The following is an 11718-nucleotide window of genomic DNA, read 5'->3' as shown; positions in this document are numbered from 1 at the left end:
CGCAGCCCCACCGTTACCGATGCCGCGCCCGATCCGGCTTTCATCGCCAGTCTGCCGGGTACGGATTTTTCCGATGCCTTTGCCATCATGGTGCCGAGCCGCGGCATCGATGCGCGCGAGGTGGCGGCGCTGGCCTTCAGCAAGCTGCCTGACTGGGCCGGTTGGCTGCTGACACTCCGCAACGCGGTGATGCGGCCTTTCGGTATCAAGACCGACGAGATCGGCCTGCCGGTGCTGCTGGAAAGCGCCGAGGAGGTGGTGGTCGGGATGAATGACAACCATCTGGATTTCCGCACCCAGTTCCGCACCGATACGATCCGTCTGGGTGCGGACGGACCCGATCTCTGCCTGATCACGGTCAGCACCATCGTGCGTACCCATAACAGGCTCGGCCGCATCTATCTCGCCGTCATCATGCCGTTTCATCGCATGGTGGTGCGCAGCCTGCTGAAACGCATCGCTGCGAAACTCTCTGAAGACGCAGCGTAACACTGCGACATCGTGGTGCAGGACGACACGGCCGTCCGGGGCGCATAGTGTCGCCATGAACACGCCCATCGTGGTTGCTGCCGCAACCGACCCCGCCTTCATCGCCAGCCTGCCCGGCTGCGACTTCGCCGATGCCTTCAGTGTGGTGGTGCCGCGCCGCGACCTGGATGCGCGCAGCCTTTCTGCAGACTTCTTCAGCACGCCGCCAGCCTGGGCCGGCGCGCTGCTGGACATGCGCAATGCGATCATGGGCCGGCTCGGCTACAAGGCACCAAAGATCCGCAAGGGTTTTCCGGTGCTGCGCGAGTCAGAGACCGAAGTGGTCTCGGGCCTGGATGACGGACATCTCGATTTCCGCGCCCTGATGCGGATCGATCCCGATCCGCACGGCAGCCGCATCACGCTGACCACCGCTGTCGCCACGCATAACCGCATGGGCCGCGCCTATCTGGCGATCATCATGCCCTTCCACAAGCTGATCGTGCGCAGCATGGTGAAGCAACTGGCTATGAGACTGGCGGTATAGTCGCCTCAAAAGACAATCAGATTTCCATCTGGCAAGTTTATTTGGCCAGATTCAAGAGGTCCCAAGCGGGAGGCGATTGTCACCACCTCGCCATTGTCGAACACCAGTCCAAGACTGAGATCGGTCACATCGAGACGAATGATCTTGTGACCGATCAGCCGATGCACAGTGACGGGGTTTTTCTCTGACTGCGGATCATGCTCAACGACACAGCCATCGGCATCTTGATATCGCAGATGATGCTCAATCGTAATGCTGGTTTTATCCCACAGAACCAAATGCACGTCATATGGATTTAGGATGACGGCACTGAGCTCTTGGCCGACCAAAAAGATAAGCTCTTCAGCCGGCGGGAACGGCTTCATGCCGGAACCTTCACCTCTTCCACCAGCCAGTCGCGCATCGCCTTGATGCGCGGCGCATCGGCCATATGGTCTAGGCAGACGAACCAGTAGGCATTGGTGAGTGGCAATGGCGTATCGAACAATGACACCAGACGCCCACCGGCAATCTCTTCCGCCACCATGGCCGGATCCATCACGGCGATGCCCATGCCCTGAACAGCCGCCTGGATCGCGTAGGACCGTGTCTCGAACATCTGGCCTATGATCGGATCAATATCGCTCTGGCCGGCGGCCTTGAGCCAGACACGCCAGTCCTCGCGGCGGTTCTGGCTGTGCAGCAGCTTCTGGCCCTTGAGGTCGATGGGCTTCTTGATCGTGTCCTTGAATTTCGGATGCGCCACCGGCACCAGCGCCTCGGCAAACAGCCGAGTGGCATTCAGCCCCGGCCAGTCGCCATCGCCATAGCGGATGGCGCAGTCGATGCCCTCGCGCTCCAGGTCGGCGGGTTTCAGCGAGGTGGTGATGCGCACCTCGATATCGGGATAGCTTTCCTGGAACCGCGGCAGCCGCGGAATGAACCAGCGCATGGCAAACGTCGAGAGCATGCTGAGCGTCAGCGTGCCTTCGCCGCGCCGGGCCTCCAGCTTGGAGAGCGCGCTGGCCAGGAAGTCGAAGCCGCGCTGCACGTCCGGCAGAATTAATTGCCCTTCGGTCGATAAAACCAGCCCCTTGCGGGTGCGGTGGAACAGCGGCACCCCCAGCAGCTCCTCGAGCTGGCGGATCTGGTGGCTGATCGCCGACAGCGTGACCGAGAGTTCCTCGGCCGCGGCGGTGAAATTCAGGTGGCGGCCGGCGGCTTCGAAGGCCTTGAGGGCATTGAGGGGCAGCAGGCGGCGGCTGGGCAGGTGGGCCATGGGAATTTCTTTTAAGCCGGAGGGGAATTTAAATCCAGCGATCCCCACTGGACGGGCGGGCCCCACTGGGCTTGAATCCGCCTCCCGTAACGCCCCTGTACCCGCAATAAAAATACCCGAGAAAGAACGGACCAGCAGCCATGACCGCGCCCCGCACCCTGTATGACAAGATCTGGGACAGCCACCTCGTCGATATCGACGGCGACGGCAATGGCCTGCTCTATATCGACCTGCACCTGGTCCATGAAGTGACCTCGCCCCAGGCCTTCGCCGGCCTGAAGGCCGCCGGCCGCAATGTGCGCCGCCCGGACCGCACGGTGGCCGTGCCCGACCATAACGTGCCGACCACCCCGGACCGCGCCCAATTCGTGTTCGAGGACGAGGAGGCCCGCATCCAGGTCGAGACGCTGGATCGCAATGCCAAGGAATACGGCGTCAACTACTACCCGATGAACGACGTCAACCAGGGCATCGTGCATATCGTCGGCCCCGAACAGGGCTATACCCAGCCGGGCATGACGATTGTCTGCGGCGACAGCCACACCTCGACCCATGGCGCCTTCGGCAGCCTGGCCTTTGGCATCGGCACCTCGGAGGTCGAGCATGTGCTCGCCACCCAGACCCTGCCGCAGCGCAAGGCCAAGAACATGAAGATCAACATCGACGGCGATCTGGGCCCGGGCGTCACCGCCAAGGACATCATCCTCGCCATCATCGGCAAGATCGGCACCGCCGGCGGCACCGGCTATGTGATGGAATATACCGGCAGCGCTATCCGCGCCCTGTCGATGGAAGGCCGCATGACGGTCTGCAACATGTCGATCGAGGCCGGTGCCCGCGCCGGGCTGATCGCGCCCGATGAAAAAACCTTCGAATACGTGAAGGGCAAGCCGCATGCCCCCAAGGGCGCCGCCTTTGAACAGGCGCTGGCCTGGTGGAAGACGCTGCCGACCGACGCGGGCGCCCATTACGACACGGTTGTCGAGCTGAAGGCCGAGGACATCGCGCCGCATATCACCTGGGGCACCAGCCCGCAGGACGTGGCGCCGATCACCGGCATCGTGCCGAACCCGGCCGATGTGAAGGACGAGCAGAAGCGCATCGCGCTTGAACGCGCCCTGAAATACATGGGGCTGAAGGCCGGCGAGAAGCTCGACACCGTGCCGGTGCAGCGCGTCTTCATCGGGTCGTGCACCAATGGCCGCATCGAAGACCTGCGGGCGGCTGCCGTGGTGGCCAAGGGCCGCAAGGTGGCCGCCGGCGTGCAGGCCATGGTGGTGCCCGGTTCTGGCCTGGTGAAAAACCAGGCCGAGGAAGAAGGCCTGGACAAGATCTTCGTCGCCGCCGGTTTCGAATGGCGCGAGCCCGGCTGCTCGATGTGCCTGGCGATGAATGCCGACAAGCTCAAGCCCGAAGAGCGCTGCGCCAGCACATCCAACCGCAACTTCGAGGGCCGCCAGGGCGCGCGTGGCCGCACCCATCTGATGAGCCCGGCGATGGCGGCTGCGGCAGCGATTGCCGGCACGCTGACCGACGTGCGCAAGATCTGAGCGGAGAGAAAACAATGGACAAGTTCACCACACTGACCGCCGTTGCCGCCCCGCTGCCGATGATCAATGTCGATACCGACATGATCATCCCCAAGCAGTTCCTGAAAACCGTCGAGCGCACCGGCCTTGCGAAAGGCCTGTTCTTTGAGCTGCGCGAAACGCCGGACGGCAAGCCGGTGGCCGATTTCTTCATGAATCAGCCGCAGTACAAGGGCGCCCAGATCCTGGTCGCCGGCGACAATTTCGGCTGCGGTTCGTCGCGCGAGCATGCCCCCTGGGCGCTGCTGGATTACGGCATCCGTTGCGTGATCGCCACCAGCTATGCCGATATCTTCTATAACAACTGCTTCCAGAACGGCATCCTGCCGATCACCCTGCCGCAGGCCGAGGTCGACAAGCTGATGGATGCCGCCAAGCGCGGCCAGAATGCCCGCATCAGCGTGGATCTGGAAAAGCAGGAAGTCACCGGCCCCGATGGCGGCGTGATCAAGTTCGAGATCGACGCCCACAAGAAGCACTGCCTGCTCAACGGCCTGGACAATATCGGCCTGACGCTGGAGAAGAAGTCGAAGATCGATAGCTTCGAGAGCAGGCAGCATGGTACCCAGCCCTGGCTCTATGCCCAGGCTGGCCGTTAATCCGTCTCAACAAGGAAAAAACAGAAAATGGCTTCCAACCGTACCATGCTGATGCTGCCCGGCGACGGGATCGGCCCCGAGGTGATGGGCGAAGTGCGCCGCGTCATCGACTGGATGGACAAGCGCCGGCACGTTTCCTTCGACGTCAAGGAAGACCTGGTCGGCGGTTCGGCCTTCGACAAGCACGGCACGCCGCTGCATGACAAGACCATGCAGGACGCGCTGGATTGCGGCGTGGTGCTGCTGGGCGCCGTCGGCGGCCCGAAATGGGACAACCTGCCGTTCGACCAGAAGCCGGAACGCGGCCTGCTGCGCCTGCGCAAGGAAATGGACCTGTTCGCCAACCTGCGCCCGGCCAAATGCTTCGATGCGCTGGTGGATGCCAGCAGCCTGAAGCCCGAGATCGTGCGCGGCCTGGATATCATGATCGTGCGCGAACTGACCGGCGGCGTCTATTTCGGCCAGCCGCGCGGCATCGAGACCCTGCCCAATGGCGAGCGCCGCGGCATCAACACCCAGGTCTACACCACCAGCGAAATCCGCCGCGTGGCGGCCGTGGCCTTTGAGCTGGCGCAGAAGCGCGGCAACAAGGTGACCTCGCTGGAAAAGGCCAATGTGATGGAATCCGGCGTGCTGTGGCGCGAGGAAGTCACCAAGCTGCACCAAGAAAAGTACAAGGACGTGCAACTGGAGCACATGTATGCCGATAACGGCGCCATGCAGCTGGTGCGCGCGCCCAAGCAGTTCGACGTCATGGTGACCGACAACCTGTTCGGCGACATCCTGTCGGATGCCGCCGCCATGCTGACCGGTTCGCTCGGCATGCTGCCCTCCGCCTCGCTGGGTGCGGCTGATCCGGCCACCGGCCGCCGCATGGCGCTGTTCGAGCCCGTGCATGGTTCGGCGCCGGATATTTCCGGCAAGGGCATCGCCAATCCGCTCGCCACCATCCAGAGCTTCTCGATGGCGCTGCGTTACGCTTACGACCTCAGCGCCGATGCCGACCTGATCGACCAGGCGGCGGAAAATGTGCTGAGCAAGGGCATCCGCACGGCCGACCTCGGCGGCGGCGGTACCCGGGTGGGCACCACCGGCATGGGCGATGCCCTGCTGATGGAACTCGACAAGCTGGCCGCCTGAGCGGCTGTCACGGACCAGACAAAAGGCCGGGATCGCATCCCGGCCTTTTCATTCGGGCCTTGCCATCGGCCGGCGATAAGGCGACCCTGTGCGCAACAGCGGAGCCTCTCGCATGATGAAGTTGATCGGCCGAAACCTGTCGCCCTATACGCGTCGTGTCGCCGTGGCGATGACCCTGCTGGATGTGCCGCACAGCCGTGAATATCTCTCGGTCACTGCCGATCCCGATCGCGGGCTGGAGATCAATCCGGTCGGCCGCGTGCCGGTGCTGGAACTGGAAGACGGCGAACGGCTGATCGAATCCGCCGCCATCCTGGATTACCTGATGGATCTGGTCGGCCCGGCGAAAAGCCTGGTGCCGGCCCATGGCAAGGCACGGCGCGACTGCATCCAGCTGATGGCCATCGGCTCGGGCGTGCTCGACAAGGCGGTGAACGCGATCTACGAGGTGCGCCGTCGTCCCGCCGAGAAGGTGCATGAGCCCTGGCGCCAGCATCTGCTGCGCCAGGCGAGCGGCGGCTTGGCCGCGCTGGATGCCCATGCGGCGGCGCCCAAATCCAATGGCGGCAGCTGGCTGCTGGGCGAGCAGCTGTCGCTGGCCGATGTGACGGCGGCGGTGACGGTCAGCTTCCTGCGCGTCATGGTGCCCGAACTGGTAACGGATGGTTTATACCCGGCGCTGTATGCTCTGACCGAGAAAGCGGAAGCCATGCCGGCCTTCCGCGCCCATCCGCTGGAGACCCCATGAACCAGCCTGCGCCGCAGCAGCCTGCGCCCCAGCCCGCACCGCAGAAGCAGGTCGCCGACAAACGCATCCTGCGCGCCTTCATCGCGCGCCGCTATCTGGGCGGCACCGGCATCGAGATCGGCGCGCTCGGCACCCCGCTCGACCTGCCGCCGAATGCGCAGGTGAAGTATGTCGACCGCATGAGCCTGGAAGACCTGTACAAGGAATTCCCCGAAATGGCGCAGCGCAAGCTGCAGGCGCCCGACATCATCGACAATGGCGAGACGCTGGCCAGCATTCCCGATGGCAGCCTCGATTTCATCGTCGCCAACCATTTCCTCGAGCATTGCGAAAACCTGCTCGGCACCCTGCGCATCCACACCGCCAAGCTGCGCAAGGGCGGCCGGCTGTTCTACGCCATCCCCAACCGCGACTTCACCTTCGACCGCAACCGCCCCACCACGCCGTTTGCACATCTGGTGCAGGACGACCAGGAGGGCCCGGAAAAGGCCCGCGCCAGCCATTACATGGAATGGGCCACGCTGGTGGAAAACAAGCAGGGCGCCGATGCGGAAGCCCAGGCGCTGCGGCTGCAGCAGATGAACTATTCCATCCATTACCATGCCTGGGATGCGCCGGCCTGGTTCCAGACGCTGGCGCTCGGCACCGACTACATCAAGTTTCCCGGCTTCGTGGCGCATTTCGAGCTGAACTTCCACGAAATCATCTGCGTGCTGGTGCGCACGCACTAGATCATCCCGCCAGCGGATACGCCGCTTCGCGGCGGATCGCGCCATGGGTGATGTTCAGGATTTCCAGCGCCGCGATCCGGCCCGTCATCGCTGCGCCCAGCATGCCCATCTGCCGTTCAAAGGCTTTCGCGCTGAACACCGCGCCGAAGCGGGTCAGGGTCAGATGCGGCTCATAATCGCCCTTGCCGCCGAGCGCCCGATACAGCGCCGTCAGTGGCGCGCTGCTGTCGGCATCGGCCAGCAGCACATTGAGGAAGCGGTATTTCGGCTGATGCGGATTGTCGATCCGCGCCAGCCGGTTGAAGGCCACATCCAGCGGCGCTGTGACGGCGGCAACCGACGCCACATGGCCGGCGAACCAGTCGGGATCGGCGGAGTCGAACGGAAACACCAGCGTGACATGGGCGGCGACCGCCTCGTATTGCGGGTCATGGGCGCGGCGGATGCTGTCGATCCAGGCCGCATCGCCGCTTGAAAACTCCGGAACCGCAATCACCGCCAGCATAGCCAAATCCTATCGCCGGTATCGAGACTGCCATATTCCGTGTCAGGCCGCGATGCGCTAGGCTGACGCCATGTCGCTCTCGCTCTATCTTGCCGGCGCCATCGCCGGCGCCGCCTATACGCTGACGCCAGGCCCGGCCTTCTTGGCATTGCTCGGCATCGGTGCCGGCCAGGGGCGTGTCGCCGGACTGAAATTCCTCACCGGGCATTTCGTTGGCGACATCCTCTGGGGCGCGCTGGCGCTGACCGCCATCATCGGCTCGGCCAGCCTCGGCACGCTGGTCTTCGACATCCTCGGCGTCATCTGCGGCGGCTATCTGCTGCTGCTCGGCTGGCGCGCCGTCACGGTGAAGCAAAGCATTGATGGCGCGCTCAATACCGAAGTGGCACAGCCGCTGCGCCGCGGCCTGGCCTTTGGCATCACCAATCCGAAAAGCTATGCGGTGGCGATTGCCATGTTCACGGCTCTGCTGGCTGCCCATGCGGGGGAGCTGACCTGGGTCAGCCTGCCGCCCCTGCTGCTCGCCGCCTGCGCCGGCTTCGTTGCCGGCGACGCCATCCTGGTCTGGGTGATCGGCGCCGCGCCGGTGCGCCGGCTCTATCGCCGCCATGAACTCTGGGTGACGCGGATCAGCGGCGTGATCTTCTTAGGCTTCGGCCTGCAGGCCCTGACGCAATCGGGTGCGGGATTGCTGAGGCGCGGCTGATCAGCTTTTCCTGAGCGCCTCGCGCACCAGCGGCAGGCGGTCGTTGCCGAAGAACATCTCGGCCCCCACAAACAGGGTCGGCGAACCGAAGCCGCCGCGTGCGATCAGCTCGTCGGTATTGGCTTTCAGCTGTTCCTTCACGCCAGGTTCAGTGATCGCCTTTGCGAGCGAGGCTGGATCAAGAGACGCACGGCGTGCCGCTTCCGCCACCACATCGTCCCGCGAAATGTCGCGGTCCTCGCTCCAGTACAGCTCGAAGAAGGCCGTCGCCAGCTCGACCTCTTTGCCCTGCCCTTTGGCCCAGAGCAGGCCGCGCAGCGCTTTTACGCTGTTCACCGGGAAGACCTTCGGCGGGAAGGTGATGGTGACGCCGGCCAGCCGCGCCCAGGCCTGCATGTCCTGCTTCGTCCAGGCATCGCGCGCTGGCACCGGATTCTCCCGCATACGGTACATGGTGGGATTGACGGCGTTGAACACGCCACCGACCAGGAACGGTCGCCAGAGGATCTCCGCGCCTTCTTCCTTGGCCAGTTTTTGCACATTGACGAAGGCGAGATAGGTCCAGGGCGAGGAAACGTCGTAGAAAAACTCGATCGTCTTCATTGCCGTTACCCCTTATGCGGCACCAGGATGAAGCCGGCGCGCGGGAAATGCACATGCACGCGACCGGTTTCCGGCATCTCGCGCGCAATCGTGATGCTCTGCGCGGTCAGGCCCACCAGTTCGCCCACCGTGGCATCGCGGCCGGTATCGTCCGGCGTCACGCTGACCGGCATGCCGGCGCTGAGCCCCATCGCATTGGCAGCAACGCCGGCCGGCACCGGCGCCGGCGTCGCGGTCTTGGCGATTTCGACGGCGGCCTTGGAGTCCAGCTCGCTGGCGCTGCCATGGCCGAAACCCTTCATGCGGTCGGCCCAGACATTCAGCGCGGTGTAATCGGCCAGATCGGTGGCCTTGGCGCGGTCGCGCACGAACCAGACGCAGTGATAGACGGCAAGATCGGCCAGCGATGGCGCATCGCCGAACAGGAATTTGCGGCCGTCATGCAGCGCCTCTTCGATCCAGCCCAGATGCGCACGCAGCGGACCGCTCATCATGGCGGCCTGCATTTTCATCTTGCTGCGGTCGATGCTGCGGCCGGAGAATTTGGCGCGGTCTTCCAGGAAGGCATCGGGCATCTGTTCGCCCATCAGGCCGAAGGCGACAGCGACCGAAGCGCTGAACAGCTGGTGATCGGCCCAGAAGGCGACGCCTTCGGCCAGGCCCTTGGCCGAACCGGGATAGAAGGTCGGGCTGGGATGGCGGTGCTCGATCTCGCGCAGGATGATCTGGGTGTCGCAGTAGATATCGGCGCCGACCTGCATCACCGGGGTCTTGCGATAGGCGCCGGTCAGCACGGTGAGATCAGGCTTGGGCATCATCGGCGGGATTTTCACCGACTGCCAGGGCAGGCCCTTGATGCCGAAAGCGACGCGCACCTTCTCGGAAAACGGCGAGGTGCCATAGTGGTGCAGGATCAGGTCGCCGCTCATCGTGTTTCCTCCGTTTATGATCTTGGAGGTAACAATAAGGGCTTTGCCCTTACGTCAGGCAAGGGCGGATTCGGCCTGATGCTGCAACTGCCGCAGCTGGCGCCCGAAGGCGGCCGTGTCGTTCAGAGCCCGGCTCAGCACCAGCGCACCCTGGATGCCGGCGACGATGGTTTCGGCCAGTGCCCTGGCGTGTTTCACGCCGCCGCGCCGCAGGCAGGCGGCCAGCGCCGCGATCCAGCGCACAAAATAATCCTGCACGGCGGCGGCGAAACGGTCGCGCGTGGCATCGAGCGCAAACGCGCCAACCAGGCAGATGCGCCCGCCGCCGCGGAAATACGTGTCCACAGCGGCAAACATCGCCGCGATGGCCTGCCGCGGATCCTCGGCATCGCGCCCCGTATCTCTCAGCGGCGCATAAACCTCATGCTCGAACCAGGCATCGACATGGGCGAGCACGGCGGTGGCCATCTCGTCCTTGCCGCCGGGAAAGTGGTTATACAGGCTGCCCTTGCCCAGGCCGGTAGCGGCGGTGATCGCGCTCAACGATGCGCCCTCGAAGCCATGCTCGCGGAACACATCACCCAGGCGGGCGATCAGGTCGTCGCGGGATAACAGGGCTGCGGGCATTACAGCCCGAGGTCCGTCAGCCCCGGATGATCGTCCGGTCGCCGACCGAGTGGCCAGTGGAACTTGCGGTCGGATTCCGCGATCCGCACATCGTTGATGCTGGCCTCGCGGCGTTCCATCAGGCCGTCCGCATCGAACTGCCACTGCTCGTTGCCATGGCTGCGATACCACTGGCCGCTGTCGTCCTGCCATTCATAGGCAAAGCGCACGGCGATGCGGTTGCCGGTAAACGCCCAGACCTCCTTGATCAGGCGGTAGTCCAGCTCGCGCTGCCATTTGCGGGCCAGGAACTGCTCGATCAGGCCGCGGCCGGAGAAGAACTCCGCGCGGTTGCGCCACTGGCTCTGCTCGGTATAGGCCTGCGCGACGCAGGCCGGATCGCGGCTGTTCCAGGCATCCTCGGCCATGCGGGCCTTCTGTGCGGCGGTCTCGGCAGTGAAGGGGGGCAACGGGGGGCGGGCCATGCGGATATCCTTGTTTGTACCTATCGGTACAATACCGCAAGACTAGCCTTTTGCAAGCGCCCTCCTATCCTCACCGCCTGAACCATCCGGGAGGAAGACAGAATGACCCAGCAGGCCCCGCTGAGCACCGTGGAGCGCAACGCCGCCGATTACGCCGCCCTGGTCGCCGTGCTGCGCGACTATTTCGACGGGCTGTATACCTGCGACACCGCGAAGCTCGCCCGCGTGTTCCACCCGGCCGCCAGCTATGCCTGCGCCACCGACGGCACCCTGCTGAAACTCGGCATGGACGAATATTTCCCCGTGGTGGCAAAACGCGAGCCGCCGGCCAGCCGCAACGAGACCCGGCGCGACAGGATCATTTCCATTGAATTCGCCGGGCCGGTGACCGCGCTGGCCCGGGTGGAATGCGCCATCGGCCCGAAATTCTTCACGGACTTGCTGACCTTCATCAAACTCGACGGCCGCTGGCAGATCATCGCCAAGGTGTTCCATTACGACCTGATGGAATGACTATAACTATTTGATTTTACATTATTTTATTGCACCCCCTGAGGAGGGATCCAACTGCGGCAATTTCCCGCTTGATTGCCGGCATGGGCAGGCCTAATTTCCGCCTCGCCTGCCGGGCACGGCCTGCCGGGCACCAACATACGTCTCGTGTTCCTCAAAGTCCGCCGGGTGTCGACCTGCCGGACGCAGCGAAAGAAGGCCAGATATGACCTATAAGGTCGCCGTTGTCGGCGCCACCGGTGTGGTGGGCCGCGAAATGCTCAACATCCTCCACGAACGCAAGTTTCCGGT

Annotated in this window: 16 protein-coding genes; 9 read left to right on the top strand and 7 right to left on the bottom strand. The window is 64.0% G+C overall.

Going from position 1 to position 11718, the window contains the following annotated elements; genetic code table 11:
• Together AAG799_RS19970 and AAG799_RS19965 are read left to right on the top strand one after the other, a co-directional pair.
• Window positions 1-489 (top strand): DUF2867 domain-containing protein (locus AAG799_RS19970; protein WP_341898632.1); only part of this gene is annotated, 489 nt, incomplete at its 5' end.
• 55 nt (window positions 490-544) lie between these two features.
• Complete coding sequence (locus tag AAG799_RS19965) at window positions 545-1015, top strand: DUF2867 domain-containing protein (RefSeq protein ID WP_341898631.1); 471 nt, start codon at window positions 545-547, stop codon at window positions 1013-1015.
• A 5-nt stretch (window positions 1016-1020) separates the two neighbouring features.
• On the opposite strand, the gene AAG799_RS19960 is transcribed toward AAG799_RS19965, so the two are convergent.
• Window positions 1021-1380, bottom strand: a complete 360-nt coding sequence (locus tag AAG799_RS19960) for a hypothetical protein (RefSeq protein WP_341898630.1) — start codon at window positions 1378-1380, stop codon at window positions 1021-1023.
• Window positions 1377-2273, bottom strand: a complete 897-nt coding sequence (gene gcvA, locus AAG799_RS19955; RefSeq protein ID WP_341898628.1) for a transcriptional regulator GcvA — start codon at window positions 2271-2273, stop codon at window positions 1377-1379. The genes AAG799_RS19960 and gcvA overlap by 4 nt, the downstream gene beginning before the upstream one ends.
• 140 nt (window positions 2274-2413) lie before the next feature.
• Between gcvA and leuC the strand changes: the two genes are divergently transcribed.
• The 5 genes from leuC to AAG799_RS19930 all read left to right on the top strand — a co-directional run bounded on the left by leuC (window position 2414) and on the right by AAG799_RS19930 (window position 7080).
• Window positions 2414-3823 (top strand): 3-isopropylmalate dehydratase large subunit, encoded by a 1410-nt coding sequence (leuC, locus tag AAG799_RS19950; protein WP_341898627.1) that lies wholly within the window; start codon window positions 2414-2416, stop codon window positions 3821-3823.
• A gap of 14 nt (window positions 3824-3837) precedes the next feature.
• Complete coding sequence (gene leuD / locus AAG799_RS19945; RefSeq protein WP_341898625.1) at window positions 3838-4461, top strand: 3-isopropylmalate dehydratase small subunit; 624 nt, start codon at window positions 3838-3840, stop codon at window positions 4459-4461.
• 27 nt (window positions 4462-4488) lie between these two features.
• Window positions 4489-5601: a 3-isopropylmalate dehydrogenase gene (gene leuB, locus AAG799_RS19940; protein WP_341898624.1), complete on the top strand. Its 1113-nt coding sequence runs from the start codon at window positions 4489-4491 to the stop codon at window positions 5599-5601.
• A 112-nt stretch (window positions 5602-5713) separates the two neighbouring features.
• Complete coding sequence (locus tag AAG799_RS19935; protein WP_341898623.1) at window positions 5714-6349, top strand: glutathione S-transferase family protein; 636 nt, start codon at window positions 5714-5716, stop codon at window positions 6347-6349.
• Complete coding sequence (locus AAG799_RS19930; RefSeq protein WP_341898622.1) at window positions 6346-7080, top strand: methyltransferase domain-containing protein; 735 nt, start codon at window positions 6346-6348, stop codon at window positions 7078-7080. The genes AAG799_RS19935 and AAG799_RS19930 overlap by 4 nt, the downstream gene beginning before the upstream one ends.
• 1 nt (window position 7081) lies before the next feature.
• Here AAG799_RS19930 and AAG799_RS19925 read toward each other — a convergent pair whose 3' ends face one another.
• Window positions 7082-7585, bottom strand: a complete 504-nt coding sequence (locus AAG799_RS19925; protein ID WP_341898620.1) for a 2'-5' RNA ligase family protein — start codon at window positions 7583-7585, stop codon at window positions 7082-7084.
• Between the two features lie 70 nt (window positions 7586-7655).
• Here AAG799_RS19925 and AAG799_RS19920 point away from each other — a divergent pair, with 70 nt between their 5' ends.
• Complete coding sequence (locus AAG799_RS19920; RefSeq protein ID WP_341898619.1) at window positions 7656-8291, top strand: LysE family translocator; 636 nt, start codon at window positions 7656-7658, stop codon at window positions 8289-8291.
• On the opposite strand, the gene AAG799_RS19915 is transcribed toward AAG799_RS19920, so the two are convergent.
• Genes AAG799_RS19915 through AAG799_RS19900 form a run of 4 tightly spaced genes read right to left on the bottom strand, consistent with a single transcriptional unit; the run spans window position 8292 to window position 10914 of the window.
• Window positions 8292-8894, bottom strand: a complete 603-nt coding sequence (locus AAG799_RS19915) for a 2-hydroxychromene-2-carboxylate isomerase (protein WP_341898618.1) — start codon at window positions 8892-8894, stop codon at window positions 8292-8294. It lies immediately after the preceding gene.
• 5 nt (window positions 8895-8899) lie between these two features.
• A complete protein-coding gene (locus tag AAG799_RS19910; RefSeq protein WP_341898617.1) occupies window positions 8900-9823 on the bottom strand; it encodes a glutathione S-transferase family protein in 924 nt (307 codons plus the stop codon).
• Window positions 9824-9877: 54 nt separating this feature from the next.
• A complete protein-coding gene (locus AAG799_RS19905) occupies window positions 9878-10450 on the bottom strand; it encodes a TetR/AcrR family transcriptional regulator (protein WP_341898616.1) in 573 nt (190 codons plus the stop codon).
• Complete coding sequence (locus AAG799_RS19900) at window positions 10450-10914, bottom strand: nuclear transport factor 2 family protein (RefSeq protein WP_341898615.1); 465 nt, start codon at window positions 10912-10914, stop codon at window positions 10450-10452. Before AAG799_RS19900 ends, AAG799_RS19905 begins: the two co-directional genes overlap by 1 nt.
• Window positions 10915-11016: 102 nt before the next feature.
• Here AAG799_RS19900 and AAG799_RS19895 point away from each other — a divergent pair, with 102 nt between their 5' ends.
• Entirely contained in the window at window positions 11017-11427 is a 411-nt protein-coding gene (locus AAG799_RS19895; RefSeq protein ID WP_341898614.1) for a nuclear transport factor 2 family protein, read from the top strand.
• Window positions 11428-11718 lie beyond the last annotated feature (291 nt).

Origin of the sequence: Ferrovibrio terrae, from assembly GCF_943371255.1 — a bacterium.
GTDB lineage: Bacteria > Pseudomonadota > Alphaproteobacteria > Ferrovibrionales > Ferrovibrionaceae > Ferrovibrio > Ferrovibrio terrae_B.
This window is presented reverse-complemented; position numbering and strand designations above follow the sequence as displayed.